A 22,035-nucleotide genomic window follows, 5' to 3' on the forward strand; every position below is an offset into this window, starting at 1 on the left:
GAAATTCCATTGCAAATCCGACGAAAAACCGGCACAACTGATAGTCATTCGCCATTACCTCGGTTCTCGGGAACCCTCTAGCAAGGGTAGAATGCGCAAAACCCGGAGCCGCAATGAATCACGACCGCCTCAATCCCAGCCCAGACGATGCCATTACCGACGCCGCCGCGCATTGGTGCATGCGCCTGCACGCCGATGATTGCACGGCGGCAGAGCGCGAGGCGTTCGCCCGCTGGCTAGCGGCTGACCCACGGCACGCCGAGGAATACCAAGCGATGCTGGAAATCTGGCAGACCGCCGACCTGCTGCCACGCAACGCGACCGTGGTCGATTTCAACCCGCCGTCACGCCAGGCCGCACGCGTTCGCAACTGGCGCCCGCTGGCCTCGGCTGCTGCCATCGCCCTGGCGGTACTGCCGTTGGCAGGCTGGATGGGCTGGGAACAAGGTTGGCTGCCCAACCATTACCAGCACTTCGAAGCCAGCGACCGGATGCAGACAGTAGAGCTGAGCGACGGCAGCACGGTGCAGCTCAACCTCAATACCGAGCTGACATACCTCAACTTCAAGGACCAGCGCCAGGTTACCCTCAAGCGCGGCGAGGCGTTCTTCAAGGTCCAGCACGACAGTGCGCACCCCTTCATCGTCCACGCTGGCCGCGGCCAGACCCGGGTAACCGGCACCCAGTTCAACGTCTGGAAGTACCAGGACCAGGTCAAGGTCACCTTGGTGGAGGGTTCGGTGCTGGTGTCCAGCGACGGCAGTGCCGGTGGCTACCGCCTAGGCCCTGGGATGCAGGCCAGCTATCACAAGGGCGATTTCGAGCCGCAACTCGCGCAAAGCGACGATTACGGCAATGCCCTGGCTTGGCGCAATGGCAAGCTGGTGCTCGATAACCTGAGCCTGGAACAGGCGTTGCCGGTGATCAACCGCTACCTCGACGCCCCGCTGCTGCTGGCCGATGCCAGCACCGGGCGGATCCGCATCAGCGGCATCTATAACACCCGCGAAGTCGGGCGCCTGGTCAACAACCTGCCCAAGGTGCTGCCGGTCTACCTGACCCGCAGCAAGGACGGCAGCACAGTCCTCAACAGGATCTCGCCGCCGCCCGACAAGGGCTGACGCCCTCCCCCGCCTTACAGCGTCATCGCCGCCAACCAGCCAAACGCCAGCAGCGGCAGGTTGTAGTGGATGAAGGTCGGCACCACCGTGTCCCAGATGTGGTGGTGCTGGCCGTCCACGTTCAGGCCCGAGGTCGGGCCCAAGGTCGAGTCCGACGCGGGCGAACCTGCATCCCCCAATGCCCCGGCGGTACCCACGATGCACACCGTGGCCACGGGGTCGAAGCCCAGTTGCACGCACAGCGGCACGAAGATCGCCGCCAGAATCGGCACGGTGGAGAACGACGAGCCGATGCCCATGGTCACCAGCAACCCCACCAGCAGCATGAGCAAGGCGCCGACGCCCTTGCTGTGGTCGATCCACTGCGCCGATGTCTCTACCAGGCTCTTGACCTCGCCGGTGGCCTTCATCACGTCGGCAAAACCCGACGCGGCAATCATGATGAAGCCGATCATGGCCATCATCTTCATGCCTTCGGTGAACAGGTCGTCAGTGTCTTTCCAGCGCACGATGCCCGACAGCGAGAAGATCAGGAACCCGACCATGGCGCCAATGATCATCGAGTCCAGCAACAGCTGCACGATAAACGCCGCCGCGATCGCCAGGCCAGCGACCATCAGGGTCAACGGGTTATATTGCACGCTGACCTGCTCGACCTGCTCGATACGCGCCAGGTCGTAGTCGCGCTTCTTGCGGTAGCTGAAGAACACCGCCAACAACAGGCCGGCGAGCATGCCCGCCGCCGGAATGGCCATGGCATGGGTGACATTGACGCCGCTCACATCGACCCCGGCGCGGGCGACGTTGGCCAGCAGGATCTCGTTGAGGAAGATGTTGCCAAAGCCCACCGGCAGAAACATGTACGGGGTGATCAGGCCAAAGGTGATCACGCAAGCTATCAGTCGACGGTCGATGCGCAGACGCGTCAACACATACAGCAGCGGCGGCACCAGCAGCGGGATGAAGGCGATGTGGATGGGCAGGATGTTTTGCGACGACACCGCCACCACCAGCATCAGGCCGATCATCATCCACTTCACCTTGCCGCCATTGGCATGGCCCTGGCGGTCGATCATGGCCAAGGCCCGATCGGCCAGGGCGTGCGCCAGCCCTGACTTGGCGATGGCCACGGCAAAGGCGCCCAGCAGCGCATACGACAATGCCACGGTGGCGCCGCCACCCAGCCCGCCATTGAAGGCCTTCAGCGTGCCCTCGATGCCCAAGCCGCCGACCAGGCCGCCGACCAAGGCACCAATGATCAGGGCGATGACCACGTGTACCCGCGACAGGCTGAGTATCAGCATGATGCCGACCGCGGCGATCACTGCATTCATGGTTGGCTTACCTCATAAGGACAGAAAAAAAGCGCGCACTCTGAAGCAGTGGGCGGCAGATGTCAAAAGCGCCATGGTGCGGCGCATTACTCAGCCCCCGCCTTAATTTAAATTGAACGTTTGAATAAAGAAAAAAGCGCGATGGCCGACACAGTCGACAGCCAGAACTATTACAAGGGATTCGCCCCATGCCTTTGCGACAACTTTCCATCCAGTGGAAGATCACCCTGCTCGCCGGTCTGTGCCTGGCCGGCATCGTCACCCTGCTTGTCGGCCTTTCGCTGTACCGCATGGACCACAGCTCGGACCTGGTCAAGGCGAGCAGCATGCAGATGCTCACCGATGCGGCCCAGGGGCGCATCGAGTCGCAAGGTGAAGTGCAAGCCTTGAACATTCGCCGTCAATTCATGGACGCCTATCAGTACGGCGCCGGCTTCGCCCGCCAGGTGCTGTTCCTGCGCGAGCAGGCTGAAAAGCGCTTCCTCGACGCCTACGACCTGCGCGAGGACATGACCCGCCAAGTGCGCGCCGCATTGCAGGCCAACCCCGACCTGCTCGGCATGTCGCTGGTGTTCGAGCCCAACGCCCTGGACCACAAGGACAACCTGTTCACAGCCAAGCCAGAGCTGGGCAGCAACGAAACCGGGCGTTTCGCGCTGTACTGGTCGCAACCACGTGCCGGCCAGCTGACCGCCATGGCCCTGCCTGAACATGACATGGCCAATACCGAGGTCGGCCCCAGCGGCCAGCCCGCCAACACGTGGTGGGTGTGCCCGCGCAGCAGCGGCAAGGTCTGCGTGGTGGAGCCTTACTTCTATGACATCGATGGCCAGCGGGTGCTGATGACCAGCATCGTCTTCCCCCTGGCCGTCAACGGCAAGGTGATCGCCACCCTGTCGATCGACATCAACCTCAACAGCCTGCAGGCCTTGACCCAGAATGCCAGCCGCAGCCTGTACGAAGGCCGCACCACCGTGGGCATTCTCAGCCCGGTGGGCCTGTTGGCCGGTTACAGCGCCGATGCCGGCAAGCTGGCCCAGCGCTTCGACCAGGTCGACACGGCCAAGGGCGCCGAACTGGTGCGCAAGCTGGCCGAGGGCAAGCTGAGCATCCTGCACGACCAGCAACGCCTCAAGGTGTTGGCGGCTTTCGAGCCGATCCCCGGCGCCCAGCCCTGGGGCGTGCTTCTGGACGTGCCGGAAAACGCCCTGACCGGGCCCGCCGAAACGTTGAAACAGGAACTCGATGCACTGAACACCAGTGGCACCTTGCTGGAGCTGGGCCTCGGCCTGGCCGCTGCAATCGCCGGCCTGCTGCTGGTGTGGCTGATGGCGCGTGGTGTGACCCGGCCGATTCTGGGCGTGGCAGCGATGCTCAAGGACATCGCCAGTGGCGAAGGTGACCTGACCCGCCGCCTGACCTACCAGAAGCAGGACGAACTGGGCGAGTTGGCCGGTTGGTTCAACCGCTTCCTCGACAAGCTGCAGCCCACCATTGCCGAGGTCAAACGTTCGGTGCAGGCCGCCCGTGGCACGGCTGACCAGTCCTCGGCGATCGCCAGCGAGACCAGCGCTGGCATGGAGCAGCAGTACCGCCAGGTTGACCAGGTGGCGACCGCCTCGCACGAAATGAGCGCCACCGCCCAGGACGTTGCCCGCAGCGCTGCCCAGGCTGCGCAGGCAGCCCGCGAGGCCGACCAGGCCACCCGCGAGGGCCTGGCCGTGATCGACCGCACCACCCACAGCATCGATGCCTTGGCCGCCGACATGAACAACGCCATGGCCGAAGTCGAGGGCCTGGCGCAGAACAGCGAAAAAATCGGCTCGGTGCTGGAAGTGATCCGCTCGATTGCAGAGCAGACCAACCTGTTGGCACTCAACGCCGCCATCGAAGCTGCCCGCGCCGGTGAGGCCGGCCGTGGCTTTGCCGTGGTCGCTGATGAAGTGCGCAACCTCGCCCGGCGCACCCAGGAGTCAGTGGAAGAAACCCGCCAGGTGATCGAGGCCTTGCAGACCGGTACCCGCGAAGTGGTCGGTGCCATGGACAACAGCCATCGCCAGGCCCAGGGTGGCGTGGAGCAGGTCGGCCAGGCCGTTACTGCACTGCAGCGCATCGGCCAGGCAGTGACGGTGATCACCGACATGAACCTGCAGATCGCTTCGGCCGCCGAAGAACAAAGCGCGGTGGCCGAAGAGATCAACAGCAATGTCGCAACCATTCGCGATGTCACTGAATCGCTGTCAGGGCAAGCCAACGAGTCGGCTCGGGTCAGCCAGTCGCTCAACAGCCTGGCCAATCAACAACAGGCGCTGATGGATCAATTCCGCGTCTGATGCGTTAGAGGCCGGCGCTTGCCGGCCTCACCTCAAGGTTCGAAGCGGCCGTTGCCGAGTATGCGATCAAGCATGACCAACGCACCGTGCACGTTGGGCCTGGCCCCCATCGGCAGTACATCGGTACCCGGCTCGGTGGCGTCTTCATACCCGGACGCCATGACCAGCAGGTGCATCTGGTCGGCATTCAGGTAGACGTGATGGTGCTCCATGGCATAGGACTGGATCAGGCTCAGTGCGCCCGTCACCATGGGAGTTGCACTGGAGGTGCCGGCGTAGTTCTCGGAGTAGTCCCTGTTTTCACCCGGTAAGTCCTGCAAGTCACCTCTGGACAGGGTCACTACGCTGTCGCCCCAGCCATTGAGCATGCGATGGCGGTAGCGGTAGTTGGAGTACGTGTGGGGCTTGCCGCTGTACGATTGGCACGCGCCAATCAAGATGACTCCGGCGTCGCCGTAGTCGTCGAAGTAGGGCCAATTGGCAAGGTCGACGCCCTGGTTGGCTTGAGTCCCTTGTTGCGCCAGGGTCTTGCTGCTGCCATTGGCCGCCGCGTTGACCACCACAGCGCCGCGCTGGGTCAGTTGCTGCATCACTGTCCACCAGGCCTTGTCGTGCACGGACGGCAGCAGGGTGCTCAATACTGCGGGGTTGGCGGATTGACGATTGATGGCGACAATATCCCCGGGTTCCACGTTGCGCAGCAGGTCTTTGAGCACCTGATTGTTGCCGTGAATATCCTTGGAGCGGTTGTGGTACAGGTACAATTCGCTGTCGTGACTGACCCCCGTTGCCCCAAACCCATTGCGCGTTGCCAGGATGATTCCCACGGAAGCAGTCCCATGCTTGGGATCGTTGTTGGGCGCTAGCGACACGATCTTCAGGTCAGGGTTGCCCCGCAGGTCTTCGTGCTCGCGAAACAACCCACCGTCACTGAAATGGATCCGCGCGCCTCGCCCAGTTACCCCCCCGGCCCAGGCCTTGCGCACGTTCAATCCTTTCCATCTTGGCCCTGGTGCGTCTAGGTAATGCTGGCGAGGTTCGAAGTCGGGCGTGGGCTGGGCATTTTCGTGGGCTCGATTGCCCGCCACCACGGCGGCGCCGGTCAACAGCGTGGCTACCACCGCCGCCGCGCCAAGCAAGATCAGGTTTGGCTGGGCGCTGGCTTGCAGGAACTGCATGGACTGCACGTACTCCAGCGCGGCCAGGGTCTTGAGCAGTGCGAGGTAAGTGTCGTTGAGCATGCTCGGCGGCTGCTCCAGATAGCAGAACGTGCGTAATGCCTGAAGCCGATCGTCATGCTGCTCCTGCTCATCCAGAACAGGCCGGGGGGTAAGCACGGTATTCAGATTTGGCCAATAACGAACCAGTACCGAGCCTGAATCGGGCTGCAGATCATCAAGCAGCCGTTGGTAGCCACCCGCTTCGAACGCGATAACCAGCGTGGGGTACGCGGCACCTGGCGCCACTGCCGCAAGGCCTTGCGCGAGCTGCTCACGAGGTTCGTATTCGCGGCTGCTCTGGCCCACCTCACGCTTGCCTCGCCCGCCCGCAGATGGCAGCGGTATTTTTTCGAGCACGCGTCGGTTCAACTCCTCGGCCTTGATCTCGAGCACCAAGGGCGGCAAGTCAATGATCCCGGCAGCGCCGGTAGGCCGGTTCATGGCCCGGGCATGTTCATCCAACAGGACGACTCTTGGCCGGATGCTATAGACACCTGACGCTTCTTCGGCGATCAACGTGGCCGGGCATCCATGGTCCCCCAAGCGGCCAGTGTGTACCTCGGACTGTACCGAAACCCCTCTGAACGACACCGCACCCTCAGGCCCGGCCCGCTCCAGCTCGTAGCGAATACGGCTGACCTTGTGCAGGTCTGCACCCATGCACCGAACGTGAAATTTTCCATCGAAACAGAAGTTGCGGTAATAGACGAAACTCAAATCAAGGGTCATCAGGAATGCCTCGCGCCGTGGGCCAAGTGTGCTGCCGAAATGGCAACGCACACTCTTGCAACCGCGCGCCAAGGGGCACAGAGAGAGCGCCTTCCCTGCCTCCCGCCAGGCAAAGCAAGCAAAGGGGTCGTCTACACTTGCCGGCACTGACGCAGCGGCTACCGAGGAGGCCCCGATGAAAAGAATTCCAACGCTGCTGGCCGGCCTGCTGCTGGCTTTTGGCTTGGCCAGCACCGACAGCGCCGCCTCAGCGGAACGCAACGCGCCGATTCACTTTGGCGCAATTGGTTGGGAAAGCGGTGCACTGACCACCGAGATCCTGCGCCTGATCGTCGAGCGTGGTTACGGCTACCCCACCGACACACTGCCCGGCAGCACCGTGAGCATGGAAGTGGCCTTGGCCCGCAACGACCTGCAGGTGATCGCCGAGGAATGGGCCGGGCGCAGCCCCGCGTGGATCAAGGCCGAGCAGGCTGGGCAGGTGTTTGCCCTCGGTGACACGGTCAAGCACGCTGAAGAAGGCTGGTGGGTGCCAGCCTACGTGATCCAGGGCGACCCGTCGCGCAACCTCAAGCCCTTGGCACCGGACCTGCACAGTGTCGACGACCTCAAGCGTTACCCCAAGGTGTTCAGCGACCCTGAAATGCCGGACAAAGGGCGCTTCCTCAACAGCCCCAGTGGCTGGACGTCCGAGACGGTCAACAGCCAGAAACTCAAGGCCTATGGGCTGGATGCGCTGTACAACAACTTCCGCAGTGGCTCTGGCGCAGCGCTGGATGCCGAAATCAGCTCGTCCATCCGTCGCGGCCAGCCAGTGCTGTTCTATTACTGGAACCCGACCCCGCTCATGGGGCGCTACAAGCTGATCCGCTTGCAAGAGCCGCCCTTCAATGAAAAGGCCTGGGCCACCCTGACAGATGCCAGCAACCCCAACCCGCAAGGTAGCCAGTCACTGCCAGCCAAATTGTCGATTGGCGTTTCCAAGGCGTTCAAAGAAGGCTACCCGGACCTGGTGGCGGTGTTCGAAAAAGTCGACCTGCCGATCGATCGGCTCAACAGCGCCCTGGCCGAGATGAGCGAAAAGCGCATCCCGCCCAACCAGGCTGCCCTCGCCTTTTTGCGCGATAACCGTGACGTGTGGAAAGCCTGGTTGCCTGCGCAGGTCGCAGCCAAGGTCGAGGGCAGCCTATGAGCGGCGGTTTTCCCGAAGCCCTGCAATTTTCCTTCGCGGGCCGCGTCAACCAGTTAGTCGACTGGCTGGTGTTGAACTACGGCGACCACTTGCGCAGCCTCTCGGATCAACTGCTGCAACTGCTGGTGGGCCTGGAAAACCTGCTGCGCCTGTTGCCCTGGTGGGCGCTGTTGCTGGTGGTCGGGCTGCTCGCCTGGCATGCCAGCCGCAGCCTGTTGCGCAGCCTGATGATGGTGGCCCTGCTGGCCTTGATCGGCGTGCTCGGGCTGTGGGACAAGCTGTTGCAAACCTTGGCCTTGGTCCTGATCAGCACGGGCTTGTGCGTGATGGTCGGCGTGCCGCTGGGTATTCTGCTGGCGTCCCGCCCGCTGGCTCGACGGCTATTGATGCCGGTGCTGGATGTGATGCAGACACTTCCGGCCTTCGTCTACCTGATCCCGGTGCTGATGCTGTTTGGCCTGGGCAAGGTGCCGGCGGTGTTCGCCACCCTGATCTACGCCTTGCCGCCACTGGTGCGGCTGACCGAACTGGGCTTGCGGCAGATCGACCCGTCCTTGTTGCAGGCTGCGCACGGCCTGGGTGCCAGCCGCTGGCAGCGGCTACGTCGCATCGCCCTGCCACTGGCCCTGCCCAGTATCATGGCCGGGCTCAACCAGTCGGTGATGATGGCGTTGTCGATGGTGGTGGTGGCTTCGATGATTGGCGCCCGCGGGCTGGGTGAGGATGTGCTGGCGGGGATCCAGACCCTTAACGTCGGCCAGGGCGTCGAGGCGGGGTTGTCGATCGTGGCGCTGGCCATGGTGATTGACCGCATCAGCCAGGCGTATGGGCGCACGGGGCGTTGAAGTACGCAGATGCCGGCTTGCCGGCGACCGGCCCCGCACTGACAATGCACGCCTGCCCGCTCAGCCCTGGAGCCCCTTCGCGTGTCCCTCAAAGCCCTGCGCACCCTGGTGACCATCGCCCGCCACGGCACCTTCGCCCGTGCCGCCGACCTGCTCAGCCTCACCCCTTCGGCCGTGAGCCTGCACATCAAGACCCTCGAAGACGAACTGCAGGTCACCCTGTTCGATCGCAGCCGACGGCAAGTCGTGCTGACCGAAGCCGGGCAGTTGGCGGTCGCGCGCGCCGAGAGCATCCTCGGCGCCTATGACGAGCTGGCCGATGCCTTGGCCAGTGGCCCGAGCCTACGTGGCCGCTTGCGCCTGGGGGCGATCCACACGGTGCTGGCCCGGCGCTTGCCCAAAGCCCTGCTGTGGATCAAGACCCACCACCCGCAGTTGCACATCAGTGTCGCGTCGGGCATGTCGGCGGAATTGGCCCGGCGCGTCGAAGACGGCGAACTCGATGCAGCGATCACCACCGAGCCGGTCAGCCCCTACCCGCAGAGCCTGGTCTTCACCCCGCTGTTCGCTGACCGCTTCTGGGCCATTGCCAGCCCCGACCTGGCTGGCCAGAGCGTGCCCGAGCTGCTGGCCAGCCAACCGTTCCTGCGCTTCGACAAACGCGCCTGGGCCGGGCGACAGATCGAACAGGAGCTGCGCCGCCAGCACCTGCAAGTCAGCGAACAAATGGAGCTGGACAGCCAGGAAGCCTTGGCCAGCATGGCGGTGATGGGCCTGGGCGTGGCCATCATCCCCATGGCCGACGCGGACCTGCAGCGCTTGCCGCCGGCGACCTGCCTGCCGTTTGGCGAGCCGCAACTGACGCGCCGGGTGGTGCTGCTGGAGCATGAGAAAAGCCAGCGGCGCCACTTGAGTGCGGTGCTAAAGACGGCCCTGGACGCCTAAATCGCATCAACCGTGCAGTTATTCTCAACGGTCACTGAAGAAAACAACGTTTTTACAAACCAAAGCGCCCCCGTAGTCTGTAGCGGTACCCGACGACGGAACGCCGACCATGCTCCACCTACTGCTGACCACACTGCTACCCATCATCCTGCTGATCGCCCTGGGCACCTTTCTGCGTGTGCGCGGCTTTCTGGCCGATACCTTCTGGCCCGGTGCCGAACGCCTGAGCTATTACGTGCTGCTGCCGTCGCTGTTCCTGCATGGCCTGGCCACCGCCAACCTCGACGGGGTACCGATACTGGGCATGGTCGGAGTGCTGATGCTGTCGACCCTGCTCGGCGCCTTGCTGCTGGTGCTGTACCAAGGCGCGGTGAACCATGACGGTGCCGATTTCACCTCGGTGTTCCAGGGTGGCATTCGCTTCAACAACTACATCGGCGCAACCCTGGCGGCGGGCATCTATGGCAGTGCTGGCATTGCCTTGGCGGCCGTTGCCAACGCCGCCATCGTGCCCTTGGTCAACCTGCTGTGCGTACTGGTGTTCGCCCGTTTCAGCGCACGCCACAGCTCACTGGCCACGGTACTGCGGGCGATCTTCGCCAACCCGCTGATCATTGGCTGCGCGGGTGGCCTGCTGCTGCGGGTCACAGGGCTGGGCTTGCCGGCAGGGCTTGAACCGACGGTCAAGGCGCTTGGCCAGGCCGCCCTGCCCTTGGGCCTGCTGTGCGTGGGCGCAGCCTTGGGCGGTGCCAGCGTCGGCCGCCAGGTGCGCCCGTTGATGGCCGCCTCGGCGTTCAAGTTCCTGGTCATGCCACTGACTACCTGGGGCCTGTGCCGTGTGCTAGGCCTGGGTGGGCAGGCGGCAGTCGTGGCCGTGCTGTTCCAGGCCTTGCCTACGGCGTCCTCGTCCTATGTGATGGCCCGGCAGATGGGCGGCAACGCACCGCTGATGGCCACCATCATCGCTCTGCAGACCGTGGTAGCCGCCGCAACCCTTCCTTTGGTGCTAATGCTTACGCTTGGCTAGACTCTGAATCAACTCAGCGATCGGAAGCTCGGCCATGCGCCTCTCGTGGATGGTAATCGGCTTGACCTCGGCCCTGCTTGCAGGCCCATTGCACGCTGCAGACACGGCCAAGGCCGCGGTCGCCGAGGACAAGGCCGAAGTCCTTGAAGAAAAAGTGGTCGAGGACGCCCCGCCGCCGAAAAAGGCCGAAACCATCACCCCAGGCGAAGTGAAAGCAGTCGACCCGGCAGGCCAATCGCCGCTGGACGACAGCATTACCTGCCTGGCCCGCACCATCTATTGGGAAGCCAAGGGGGCCAACGAAAAGGACATGACGGCGGTGGCCAGTGTCGTGCTCAACCGCCTTGGCCATGATGGCTTCCCGGACACCATTTGTGGTGTCGTCAAACAGGGCGTGGAAACCAAGGCCTGCCAGTTTTCCTGGTGGTGTGACGGGCGCTCGGACCAGGTCGAGGAAGCGCAGCGTTACGACATCGCCAAAGAGATCGCGCGCAAGGCGCTCAACCAGCAGCTCAAGGACCCTACCGACGGTGCGCTGTACTTCCACGACCGCAATGTGCACCCGGATTGGGCCAAGGCCTACCGCAAGACCGCCGAGACCACGCATTTTCTGTTCTACAAGCCTAACCAGGCGCTGGCCCGCTGACGTGTGTGGGTGTTTGGGTGTGTGGGTGTGTGGGTGTGTGGGTGTAGGAGCAGCCTTGTGCTGCGAAGAGGCCGGTGAAAGCACACTGAATCTTCGCTGCTTTCACCGGCCTCTTCGCAGCACAAGGCTGCTCCTACAGTGAGCGTCAGAAGTCTATCGAGCCGGAGAACTTGACCAGGCGCGGGTCGCCTTGGGTCAGGTAGCCGCCGTTGGCCGAGGCCCAATAGTTCTTGTCGGTGAGGTTCTCCACGTTCACCCGCAAGGTGACCTCTTTCTGCTGCACCTTGAACCGGTAACGTGCGCCTACATCGAAGCGGTTCCAGGTTGGCAGGGTGAGCGTGTTGGCCGGGTTGGCGTACTGGCCACCGGTGCGCAGCATGCGGGCATTAAGCGCTACGCCTTGCAGGCCAGGCACGTCCCAGTCGACGCTGGCGTTGAGCTGGAAGGTCGGTACACCGACCGCATGGTTGCCATCATTGGTACCGTTCTGGGTGTTTTTCAGTTCTGTGTCCATGCGGGTGCCGCCGGCCATCAGGCGCAGCCCCTGCAGCGGCTCGCCAAACACGCTCAGCTCAACGCCCTTGTTTACCTGCTCGCCGTCCTGGACGAATACATTGCCCTGAACAAAGCCGTCGGTGGGCCGCTCGATACGGAACAGCGCCAGGTTGGCACCGAAGGTCTGGTAGTCGAGCTTGACCCCTGCTTCGACCTGCTTGGTCTTGGCGGGTGGGAACACTTCCCCGGCGTTGATGACCTGCCCCGACGCCGTCGCGCCCTGCGCCAGGCCCTCGATGCGGTTGGCGTACAGCGAGATCGACGGGTTGAGCTTGTAGACGATGCCGTAGACAGGCGTGGTCACCGACTCGTCGTAGAACGCATTGCGCCCAAGGTCCGCGCCCTCGCCGTCATAGGCATACCCTTCGACCCGCAATTGCTGGCGCCTCACCCCCACCGTGACCAGCAGGCTATCGTCGAACAGGCCCAGCGTATCGGACACCGCAATGCTGCGGTTGCGCGTCTTGCCGGTCACCCCAGGGTCATCTAACTTGCCACCGGTAAAGGTTGGGGTGGTGGGCTTGGGCAACGGGTCAGTGTGATAGAGGTTGGTGGCCTGCGCGTTGTAGAAGACGAACGCATTTTCTTGCTGGGTCCAGATGCTGGCCGCACCAATGTTCAGCTGATGGCTGACCGGGCCGGTCTGCACGCGGCCGTTGATGCCACCCATGAAGGTGGTGTTGTCTTCATTGTGGGGGATTTTCGAACCGGCGATAGTGGCGTCGCCCGTGGCGGCGTTGGTCAGGATCGGCGTGCCGTAGAAGCCGTTCTCATGGGTGTGCTTGACGCCACCGGCCAGGTAGCCGCTCCAATTGTCGTTGAAGTCGTAGTCGCCCCGGGCCATACCGAACGTGTCTTCGGTTTCAGTCCAGGCCCAGTCCTGGCCGTAGTTGTGGTCGGCATCTGGCGCGCGTGGGATATCGGTGAGGCCGGCCCCCAGGCGCACCGAGTTACGCAGGTGGTTGACGCGCTGCTTCTGGTAGCCGAAGTCGGTAGACAGGCGGAAGTTGTCGCCCCGGTAGTCAAGGCCGGCAATGAACAGCTTGCTGCGTTGATCCTGGTCGTCGACTGCGGTTTCGCCTTCACGTTGCGACAGGTTCAGGCGCACGCCAAAGCGGTTGTCCTCACCGAAACGCTGGCCGATGTCCAGGTGTTCGCCAACGCGGCCGTCGCTGCTGATGTCTTGGGTGTAGCGACGCGTGGGTACATCACCGGCACGCTTGGGCTGCAGGTTGACGTTACCACCCAGGCCGGTTCCGGTCGGGCTGGCGCCGTTAAGGAAGGCGTTGGGCCCCTTGAATACCTCGACCCGCTCTACCGCATCGGTTGAGATCATCTGCCTGGGCAACACGCCATACAGGCCATTGAACGCCACATCATCACCGCTGAGTGGCAACCCGCGGATGACGAAAACCTGCGACTGGTTGCCGAAGCCAAACGACTGGCGCACGGACGGGTCGTTGAGCAGCACATCGCCAATATCCTCGGCCTGCTGGTCCTCGATCAATTGCGCGGTGTAGCTGGTCATGGTGAACGGCACGTCCATCATGTCCTGATTGCCCAGCACGCCCATCTGCCCGCCCCGCGCGACCTGCCCACCGGCAAAGGCTTGCGGAAGTTCGCCCTTGACCTTGGCAGACTCGGCGTCGATAGCAGTGGCATCCAGCTGGATCACGCCATCAGCCGCCTGTGCCGTAACGGCAACGGAACAGCAGACAGCGAGAAAGGTCGATTGATAATGACGGGGTCGTGCCATGAAAGGCTCCTGGGTATCGGATGGACGCCTTCCTGGCAACGTGGGGTGGAGGGCATAAATTAATCGCGATTGCGAATTGTTTCCAGCTGAAGTTACGAATAATTAACAAGTGATCGCACTTTTTGCGCGCCCAGCGGTCTACTTCCTCTTATGCCGCCTGCAACGATTGCCGTCGTTTGTATTGCTTTGCACGGGACTGGGCCAAAAACCCTGTGCTTGTGTAGGATGAGCAGCGCTTACCCCGACGCTGCCAGTCATAGGGAGATTCACATGCGCGTCCTGTCATCTGTTGCCGCCTTGTCGCTGGGCCTGGTCGTCTCGACCGGGGCCTTGGCCGTCACCGGCGAGGAGGCGCAACTGATCGAATCGATCAACGTCTACCGCAGCAAGGCCCAGCCCTGTGGTGGCGAGGCGTCGCTGGAGCTGCCGCCACTCAACAGCGACACCCGCCTGGCGCTGTCGCCCGAGGGCACCCGCGACTTGCAGCAGGCCATGTCCCGCGCCGCCTACCCGATGGTGAACGTGCAGGCCATCAGCCTCTCGGGCCCGCGCGATGCGCGCGCGGCCATGCATGCCATCGAGGAAAGCTTCTGCCAGGTGGTGCTCGACCCGCAGTTCGTCGACATCGGTGTTAGCCAGGAAGGCCGCGACTGGCGCATCGTCCTTGCCCGACCGCTGCTCAGCAGCCGCCTGGGGGATTGGCAGGCTGAAGGGCAGAAGGTGCTGCAAGAAATCAACGCTGCGCGCAAGGTGCCGCGCCAATGCGGCGGCCAGCCGTTTGCCGCCGCGCCCGCGCTGAGCTGGAGCACCGTATTGGCCGGCGTTGCCGCCAACCATACGCGGGCCATGGCCAACCAGAACTTTTTCGACCATATCGACCGCGACGGCCGCACCCCTGGCGATCGGGCCGAGCTGGCCGGTTACTTGTATCAGCAGATCGGCGAGAACATCGCTGCAGGCCGCGACACCGCGCATAAGGTGGTCGACGGCTGGCTGGCCAGCCCTGGGCATTGCGCGACCCTGATGAACCCGGATTTTCGCGAGCTAGGGGCGGCCTATGCTGTCGACCCGAAGAGTGATGCAGGGATCTACTGGACGGGGATGTTTGGCACACCGCAGTAAAGCCAGACCAGCCTGGGGGGCGATGCGGCCGCTCAGGCAACAGCGGCACCTTCGCGCAGTTGCAGTGCCGTACAGCCAAAGCGCCGCCGCACGCATTTACCCAGGTGGCTGGCATCCCCCAACCCCACTTCATCGGCAATCTGCGCCAGGCCGTGGCTGGAATTGAGCAACCGCCAGCGCGCTTGCTGCAAGCGCATTTCCAACCACCAGGCCTTGGCGCTCATCCCGTGGCTGGCCTGGAATTGACGATCAAGCTGACGCCGGCTGATGCACAGCTCTGCCGCCAGTTGCTCGATCGACAACGGTGAACCCAGGTGATGCCGCATCAACGCCAGGGCACGCTGCACCGCTCGCCCGTGCCCCACCCCCGGCTCCAACGAACGCAAGGCATGGCGGCTGTCGCGCGTCTCGTCCACCAACATGTCGGCCAGGCCTTTCAGCGCCCGAGCCCGGCCACAGGCCCGCGCCAGCAGTTCCACCGCCAGGTCGATGGCCGCCGTCCCACCCGCGCAGGTAATGCGCCCACCTTGAATGTGATAGAGCTGGTCGCGCAGCACCTTCAGATGAGGGAACGTCGCTCGAAACTCGGCTTCATGCCGCCAATGGACCACTACGTCATGCCCGTCCAACAGGCCGCAAGCGGCCAAGAGGAAGGCGGCGTTGTCGACGGCCACCAGCTTCACACCCGCCTTGGCAGCCCGCTTCAGCAACGCCTTGTAGCGCGGTGCCAGTTCAGCGGTGGCCATGGCGTTGCGGCCGCCGAACAGCACCAGGTAGTCGTAGTGGGCCATGTCGAGCTGTTCGGCAATGGCTTCCACCTGCACCACCGCACCACTGCTCGCGGGCACCGGGTCGAGGGTCAAGCCTGCCAGGGTCCAGCTGCAATAGCGCTGCTGGCTGTAGTCTTCGTCATCGGCGCTGAAACGCAGCTTGTCGAGAAATGCACCGAACGGCAGCAGGGCAAACGCCGGCAGGGGCAGGATCAGCAGGCGGATATCAGGGGGCATGGGAGCGCGTCCAGATCAGACCATCGAATGTCTAGATCATACCTTTGAAAAAACGCGTTGTGCCCTAGACTGGCGTTCTTCAATCCTATCAGGCACTCCCCCATGGCACTCGACACCTGGCTTATCTACCTGCTGGCCAGCATCGGCCTGTCGCTGACTCCAGGCCCCAACAGCTTGCTCGCGTTGACCCACGGCGCGCTGTATGGCGCACGCCGTACGCTGTTCACTATCGTTGGCGGGGTAGTTGGCTTCAGTGCCTTGATCGCCCTGGCGATGTTCGGCCTCAGTGCCCTGCTGCAAACCTCTGCAGCAGTGCTTGGCATACTCAAATGGGTGGGCGGCGCTTACCTGGTCTGGCTGGGTATCCAGCTGTGGCGCAGCCCGGCGCTGCACCTTGAAGTGACGCAGCGGGCCCGCAGCCTGGGCAATGCGGGCCTGTTTCGTCAGGGCCTGCTGTCGGCCATGGCCAACCCCAAGGTGTTGCTGTTCTACGGTGCGTTTCTGCCGCAGTTCCTCGACCCGCAGCGGGGGCTGTTGATGCAGTTCGTGGTGATGGCGGCGACCTTTGCCAGCGTGGAGTTCCTGGTCGAATACTGGCTCGCGCGTTTGGCGTTTCGCATCCGGCCCTGGCTGGCCAAGGGTGGCAAAGGGTTCAACCGTTGCTGTGGCAGCTTGTTCGCAGTGATCGGCGTCGCGTTGCCACTGGGGCGCTGATTCAGCTCAGCCGCGGCGCCCTTGCAGGAGGAACACCAACAGCGCCAAACCCGGCAGCCCGGCACCCACCAGCGCAACCCCCTGCCACCCATACTGGGCAAACACAGCACTGGCCACCGACGAACCCAGCGCCCCGCCCAGGAAGATACTGGTCATGTACACCGCGTTCAGGCGCCCGCGGCTTGCCGGGTCCAGTGCATAGACTTCGCGCTGGCCAATCACCATGTTCATCTGCACCGCGAAGTCCAGCAACACACCGGTCAGCCCAAGGCCGATCACGCTGAAGCCCGGTGCCGTCAGCCCGACCAGTAGCGCCACAGGCGCCAGTACCAAGGCCACCAGGGAGCCTGCACGGGCATGCCCGGCATCGGCCAGGCGGCCGGCGATGGGCGCGGCCACGGCCCCTACCGCCCCTACCAAGGCGAACAGCGCGATCTGGCTCTGCGACAGGCCATGCGCCCCCGCCAACGCCAGGGGTACAGCCGTCCAGTACAAGCTGAACGCAGCGAACATCAACGCCTGGTACAGCGACCGTTGACGCAGCACCGGGTAACGGCGCAGCAACGCGACCAGCGACAGCATCAGCCCGGCATAGCTGGCTTTGTGCTCCGGCACCCGGCGTGGCAGGGTCAACGCCAACAACAGGATGATTGCCAGCATCACGCCCGCCGCGCCGATGAACACGGTGCGCCAGCCGAAGTGATCGGCTACCAGGCTCGACACCGGCCGCGCCAGCAGAATGCCCAACAGCAGCCCCCCCATGATGTTGCCGACCACCCGGCCACGCTGTTGTTCAGGGGCCAGGTGCGCGGCCAGGGGGATCAGCATCTGCACCGCGACCGAACTGAACCCGATCAACAGCGCATAGCCCAGAAACAGCTGCCCTTGGCCACTGCTGCTGGTGCCAGCCAACAACAGGCTGACGCAGGCCAGCACTGCGGTAGCGATCATCAGGCGGCGGTTTTCCAGCAGGTCGGCCAGCGGTACCAGTAACAGCAGGCCCAGGGCATAGCCCAGCTGGGTCAGGGAAACGATCAGGCTGGCCCGTTCAGTGGACAGGCCCAGGTCGGGGGCGATCAGCCCAACGATGGGCTGGGCATAGTAGATATTGGCAACGATGGCGCCGCAGCAGAACGCCAGCAGGGTCACCAAGGCCCGGCTCAGGCCAGTGGCCGACGGCTGCTCTGCGGCTAGGGAGGGGTTCATGCGGTGTTCCTCGAGAAGGGACGGAATATGCCACACACCTTACCCAGACGTGCCACAGGCGAGAATCCGGCCAGTGCGCAACAGGGCTTTGCACCCTGCGCAACGCTGGCAGCTCAGTGCGTCAACAGGCCTTCGCAAAAGGTGATGAAGGCGTTCACGCGGCGCGACCCGCGATGGTTGGGCAAGTAAAGCGCGTTGATCCGGTCATTGGCAGTACCGGGGCTGGCCTGCCAGTCGCCGAACACGCGCTGCAGCGCGCCATCGGCCACGTCCTCACGCACCAGCCAGTCGGCCAGCAGGGCAATGCCGCTGCCAGCCAACGCGGTTTCGCGCAACAGGTCGGCATTGGCGCTGCGCAACGGCCCGCTCACGTCCAGTTCCAACACCTCCTGGCCCCGCGTCATGCACCAGGGGCGCGCCTTCTGCCCATAGCGAAAACGCAGGCAGGCGTGCTCCAGCAATTGCTGCGGGTGCTCCAGTGCTGCGCGCCCGGCCAGGTAGCCCGGGCTGGCCACCAGCCAACGCTCGAACCGGCCCAGTGGGCGGCACACCAGTTCGTCATTGGGCGCAGGGTCGCCCAGCCGGATCGACAGGTCGTAACGGCCATCGAGCAAGTCGTCCAGGCGGTCGCTCAGGTCGATGTCCAGCTCAAGTGCCGGGTGTTTGGCCAGAAAGGGCCCCAGGTGCGGCGCAATCACCCGCCGGCCGAACTCCACCGGCAGGCACAGCCGCAGTACACCGACCGGTTCCTCGCCCCTGTCAGCGACACTGGCATCGGCTTCATCCAGCGCTTCGAAAATGCCCCGGGCCCGCGCGTAGTAACGGGCGCCCGCCTCGGTCAGGCTGACCTGGCGCGTCGAGCGGTTTAACAAGGTGGCCCCCAACTCGGCCTCCAGTGCATCGACCAGGCGGGTCACCGACGATGTCGCCACGCCAAGCTTGCGCGCGGCCGCGGAAAACCCCTGGGCATCGACCGTCGCCGCGAACATCTTCATGGCCAGCAGCTTGTCCATGTGTCTTCCGTCTTTTAAAGCTCGGAACAGTCCTACAAACCGCTGGGATGGTCAAGAAGCGCGCGCCCCCGCAATCACGTCCATAGTGGAAGCACCTCCCTTTGACGAGATTTCAGATGGCCCCCTTCAACATGCTGAACACCTTGCCGCCCTGCGACCCGACCGCTGCCGAGCGCGTCGACGAACTGCTCAGCCGCCCCGGTGTGCGCATCGAGCGCATTGTTTCCAGCGGCCAATCCAGCCCGCCAGGGTACTGGTACGACCAGGCCGAAGGTGAGTGGATCGTGCTGCTGAGCGGTGCCGCGGGCCTACGCTTCGAGCATGAAAACCATACGCGGCTGCTGCAGCCCGGCGACTGCCTCGATATACCGGCGCATTATCGCCACCGCGTGGAATGGACCGCGCCGGGCATCGCGACAGTATGGCTGGCCGTGTTCTACAGCAGCGCCAGCCCTTGGCCGGAATAGGTGTTGAACGGTCCAATCGGGGCCTGCTGGCGCAGCGTGGCCCCTGCAGACGTTGCTTTTCGACGACTCGACCAAAGTATGAGTACTGATTCCATATCTGCCATGAACGCTTTGTTTACTGCATTTTTCGCTGCCTGATCTAGACTTTTGCCAACACCTTGGCAAGTTCAACCCTGCGACAATCAGCCTCACAAAACTTTGTACTAACTTGTTAATTAGCTTGCTAAGGGCTTAAACTGCGCCCATTCCACCTGCTGAGATCCCTGGCATGAAAGAAACACCGCGCGCCTCTGGCGCCACAACCCTCATTCTGGTCGGCCTGGGCGTTATCGTCGCCCTGCTCGGCCTGCTCCTGGCCGCCGGCGGTATCAAGCTGGCCGGCCTAGGCGGCTCCTGGTACTTCCTGATCGGCGGCCTGGCCATGGCCATCGCCGGTATCCTCATCGCCCGCCGCAAGGTCGCCGGTGCCTGGCTGTATGCCCTGTTCCTGATCGGTACCGCAATCTGGGCCGTGATCGACACCGGCCTGGTGTTCTGGCCGCTGTTCTCGCGCGTGTTCATGTTCGGCGCAATCGGCATGGTCGTGGCGCTGGTCTACCCCCTGCTGGTACGTGCCAACGGCGGCACCGCTGGCCGTGGCGCGTACGGCCTCGCAGGTGTGATGGCGGTGGCACTGGTGATTGCCGCAGGCAACATGTTCGTTGCTCACCCAAGCGTCGCCCCGACCGGCAAAGGCCCTGGCATGACCCCGGTCGAAGCCGGCAAAGAGCAGAAAGACTGGGCCCACTACGGCAACACCGAAGGTGGCAGCCGCTTCGCCGCGCTGGACCAGATCAACCGCGACAACGTCAACAAGCTCAAGGTGGCCTGGACCTACCACACCGGTGACGTCGCCATCAGCGACGGCAACGGTGCCGAGGACCAACTCACCCCACTGCAGGTTGGCAACAAGGTGTTCATCTGCACCCCGCACAACAACCTGATCGCCCTCGATGCCGACACCGGCAAAGAGCTGTGGAAAAACGAGATCAACGCCCAGTCCAAGGTCTGGCAGCGTTGCCGCGGCATGGCCTACTTCGACGCCACCGCGCCGTTGGCCCAACCAACCCAGCCGAACAGTTCGCCCATCGCCATGGCCACTGTCCCGGCCGGTGCCAACTGCCAGCGCCGCCTGCTGACCAACACCATCGACGGCCGCCTGATCGCCGTCGACGCCGACACCGGTGAGTTCTGCCAAGGCTTCGGCAACAACGGCCAGGTCAACCTCATGGCTGGCCTGGGCGATGTGCCGGATTCCTTCTACCAACTGTCGTCCGCACCACTGATGGCCGGTACCACCGTGGTGGTTGGCGGTCGCGTTGCCGATAACGTTCAGACCGACATGCCAGGCGGCGTCATCCGTGGCTTCGACGTCATCACCGGGGCCATGCGCTGGGCCTTCGACCCAGGCAACCCGGAAGACCGCAGCGCCCCGGCCGACGGCAGCACCTACGTGCGCAGCACCCCGAACAGCTGGGCCCCGATGTCCTACGACCCGGCAATGAACACCGTGTTCCTGCCGATGGGTTCGTCGTCCACCGACATCTATGGCGTAGAGCGCAACAAGCTGGACCACACCTACGGTGCTTCGGTCCTGGCACTGGATGCCACCACCGGCAACCAGAAGTGGGTGTACCAGACCGTTCACAACGACCTCTGGGACTTCGACCTGCCAATGCAGCCAAGCCTGATCGACTTCACCAAAGATGACGGCAAGACCGTGCCTGCGGTGGTGATCGGCACCAAGGCCGGGCAGATTTACGTGCTTGACCGTGCAACCGGCAAGCCGCTGACCCAGGTCGACGAAGTTCCGGTCAAACCGAGCAACATCCCGAACGAGCCGTACTCCCCGACCCAACCAAAATCGGTGGGCATGCCGCAGATCGGCGCGCAGACCCTGACCGAGTCGGACATGTGGGGCGCCACCCCGTATGACCAGCTGCTGTGCCGCATCGACTTCAAGAAAATGCGCTACGACGGCCTGTACACCGCGCCGGGCACCGACCTGTCGCTGAGTTTCCCAGGCTCGCTGGGCGGCATGAACTGGGGCAGCATTTCCACCGACCCGGTGCATGGCTTCATCTTCGTCAACGACATGCGTCTGGGCCTGTGGATCCAGATGATCCCTTCGCAGAACAAAGGCAACGCGGCCTCCGGTGGCGAAGCGTTGAACACTGGCATGGGCGCCGTACCGCTCAAAGGCACGCCGTATGCGGTGAACAAGAACCGCTTCCTGTCGGTCGCCGGTATCCCTTGCCAGGCTCCGCCGTTCGGCACCCTGACCGCGGTTGACATGAAGACCCGCCAAATCGCCTGGCAGGTCCCGGTCGGCACCGTCGAGGACACCGGCCCGCTGGGTATCCGCATGCACCTGCCGATCAAGATTGGCCTGCCAACCCTGGGCGGCACACTGTCCACCCAAGGCGGCCTGGTGTTCATCGCCGGCACCCAGGACTTCTACCTGCGCGCCTACGACAGCAGCAACGGTAATGAAATCTGGAAGGCCCGTCTGCCGGTTGGCAGCCAGGGCGGCCCGATGACCTACGTTTCGCCGAAAACCGGCAAGCAGTATGTGGTTATCACCGCCGGTGGCGCGCGTCAGTCGACTGACCGTGGCGACTATGTGATTTCTTACGCCCTGCCGTAAGACTGCGTCGCCTGCTTCGCGGGTGAACCCGCTCCTACAGGATGATCACTGCACTTGCAAAGGGTGCAGGCCCTGTAGGAGCGGGTTCACCCGCGAAGAGGCCCTAGAACACTACCC

Annotated in this window: 17 protein-coding genes and 1 pseudogene; 12 read left to right on the forward strand and 6 right to left on the reverse strand. The window is 63.6% G+C overall.

All coding sequences use genetic code 11. From position 1 onward, the window contains the following. The first annotated feature begins 113 nt into the window (after positions 1-113). Positions 114-1,121, forward strand: coding sequence for a FecR family protein (locus AB7M33_RS25075; protein WP_274886961.1), 1,008 nt, complete (start codon positions 114-116; stop codon positions 1,119-1,121). 14 nt (positions 1,122-1,135) lie between these two features. Here AB7M33_RS25075 and AB7M33_RS25080 read toward each other — a convergent pair whose 3' ends face one another. Further along, positions 1,136-2,455, reverse strand: a complete 1,320-nt coding sequence (locus tag AB7M33_RS25080; RefSeq protein ID WP_027593561.1) for a Na+/H+ antiporter family protein — start codon at positions 2,453-2,455, stop codon at positions 1,136-1,138. A gap of 509 nt (positions 2,456-2,964) precedes the next feature. Between AB7M33_RS25080 and AB7M33_RS25085 the strand changes: the two are divergent. Together AB7M33_RS25085 and AB7M33_RS25090 are read left to right on the forward strand one after the other, a co-directional pair. Next, positions 2,965-3,930: pseudogene (locus AB7M33_RS25085) on the forward strand (HAMP domain-containing protein); the annotation flags it as partial. A 102-nt stretch (positions 3,931-4,032) separates the two neighbouring features. Next, positions 4,033-4,788, forward strand: coding sequence for a methyl-accepting chemotaxis protein (locus tag AB7M33_RS25090; RefSeq protein ID WP_454244258.1), 756 nt, complete (start codon positions 4,033-4,035; stop codon positions 4,786-4,788). A gap of 32 nt (positions 4,789-4,820) precedes the next feature. Here AB7M33_RS25090 and AB7M33_RS25095 read toward each other — a convergent pair whose 3' ends face one another. Then, the gene (locus tag AB7M33_RS25095; RefSeq protein WP_454243908.1) at positions 4,821-6,737 is read right to left on the reverse strand and encodes a S8 family serine peptidase; all 1,917 of its coding nucleotides are present in this window, start codon (positions 6,735-6,737) and stop codon (positions 4,821-4,823) included. Positions 6,738-6,912: 175 nt separating this feature from the next. Between AB7M33_RS25095 and AB7M33_RS25100 the strand changes: the two genes are divergently transcribed. The 5 genes from AB7M33_RS25100 (at position 6,913) to AB7M33_RS25120 (ending at position 11,392) form a co-directional block, all read left to right on the forward strand. Further along, a complete protein-coding gene (locus AB7M33_RS25100) occupies positions 6,913-7,929 on the forward strand; it encodes an ABC transporter substrate-binding protein (RefSeq protein ID WP_099429117.1) in 1,017 nt (338 codons plus the stop codon). After that, positions 7,926-8,774: an ABC transporter permease gene (locus AB7M33_RS25105; protein WP_454243909.1), complete on the forward strand. Its 849-nt coding sequence runs from the start codon at positions 7,926-7,928 to the stop codon at positions 8,772-8,774. Before AB7M33_RS25100 ends, AB7M33_RS25105 begins: the two co-directional genes overlap by 4 nt. An 81-nt stretch (positions 8,775-8,855) precedes the next feature. Continuing rightward, positions 8,856-9,719: a LysR family transcriptional regulator gene (locus tag AB7M33_RS25110; RefSeq protein WP_085274271.1), complete on the forward strand. Its 864-nt coding sequence runs from the start codon at positions 8,856-8,858 to the stop codon at positions 9,717-9,719. Positions 9,720-9,828: 109 nt separating this feature from the next. Next, positions 9,829-10,746: an AEC family transporter gene (locus tag AB7M33_RS25115; protein WP_454243910.1), complete on the forward strand. Its 918-nt coding sequence runs from the start codon at positions 9,829-9,831 to the stop codon at positions 10,744-10,746. A gap of 34 nt (positions 10,747-10,780) precedes the next feature. Then, a complete protein-coding gene (locus tag AB7M33_RS25120; protein WP_099429114.1) occupies positions 10,781-11,392 on the forward strand; it encodes a cell wall hydrolase in 612 nt (203 codons plus the stop codon). Positions 11,393-11,537: 145 nt separating this feature from the next. On the opposite strand, the gene AB7M33_RS25125 is transcribed toward AB7M33_RS25120, so the two are convergent. Further along, a complete protein-coding gene (locus tag AB7M33_RS25125; protein ID WP_238213284.1) occupies positions 11,538-13,703 on the reverse strand; it encodes a TonB-dependent receptor in 2,166 nt (721 codons plus the stop codon). A 270-nt stretch (positions 13,704-13,973) separates the two neighbouring features. On the opposite strand from AB7M33_RS25125, the gene AB7M33_RS25130 reads away from it, so the two are divergent. After that, complete coding sequence (locus tag AB7M33_RS25130; protein WP_454243911.1) at positions 13,974-14,825, forward strand: CAP domain-containing protein; 852 nt, start codon at positions 13,974-13,976, stop codon at positions 14,823-14,825. 32 nt (positions 14,826-14,857) lie between these two features. Here the strand turns inward: AB7M33_RS25130 and AB7M33_RS25135 are convergent, their stop codons facing one another. Further along, the gene (locus AB7M33_RS25135) at positions 14,858-15,832 is read right to left on the reverse strand and encodes a GlxA family transcriptional regulator (RefSeq protein WP_454243912.1); all 975 of its coding nucleotides are present in this window, start codon (positions 15,830-15,832) and stop codon (positions 14,858-14,860) included. 102 nt (positions 15,833-15,934) lie between these two features. Between AB7M33_RS25135 and AB7M33_RS25140 the strand changes: the two genes are divergently transcribed. Further along, a complete protein-coding gene (locus AB7M33_RS25140; protein WP_085274275.1) occupies positions 15,935-16,546 on the forward strand; it encodes a LysE family translocator in 612 nt (203 codons plus the stop codon). A gap of 6 nt (positions 16,547-16,552) precedes the next feature. Here the strand turns inward: AB7M33_RS25140 and AB7M33_RS25145 are convergent, their stop codons facing one another. Then, on the reverse strand, positions 16,553-17,752 hold the full coding sequence (locus AB7M33_RS25145) for an MFS transporter (protein WP_275744961.1): 1,200 nt from the start codon (positions 17,750-17,752) through the stop codon (positions 16,553-16,555). Positions 17,753-17,865: 113 nt separating this feature from the next. After that, entirely contained in the window at positions 17,866-18,765 is a 900-nt protein-coding gene (locus AB7M33_RS25150) for a LysR family transcriptional regulator (protein WP_454243913.1), read from the reverse strand. 116 nt (positions 18,766-18,881) lie between these two features. Here AB7M33_RS25150 and AB7M33_RS25155 point away from each other — a divergent pair, with 116 nt between their 5' ends. After that, complete coding sequence (locus AB7M33_RS25155) at positions 18,882-19,232, forward strand: cupin domain-containing protein (RefSeq protein ID WP_099429107.1); 351 nt, start codon at positions 18,882-18,884, stop codon at positions 19,230-19,232. A gap of 268 nt (positions 19,233-19,500) precedes the next feature. Further along, positions 19,501-21,918 carry a glucose/quinate/shikimate family membrane-bound PQQ-dependent dehydrogenase gene (locus tag AB7M33_RS25160; protein WP_099429106.1) on the forward strand — a complete coding sequence of 806 codons (2,418 nt, stop codon included), beginning with the start codon at positions 19,501-19,503 and terminating at the stop codon, positions 21,916-21,918. Positions 21,919-22,035 lie beyond the last annotated feature (117 nt).

The organism is Pseudomonas sp. Y3 TE3536, from assembly GCF_053629175.1.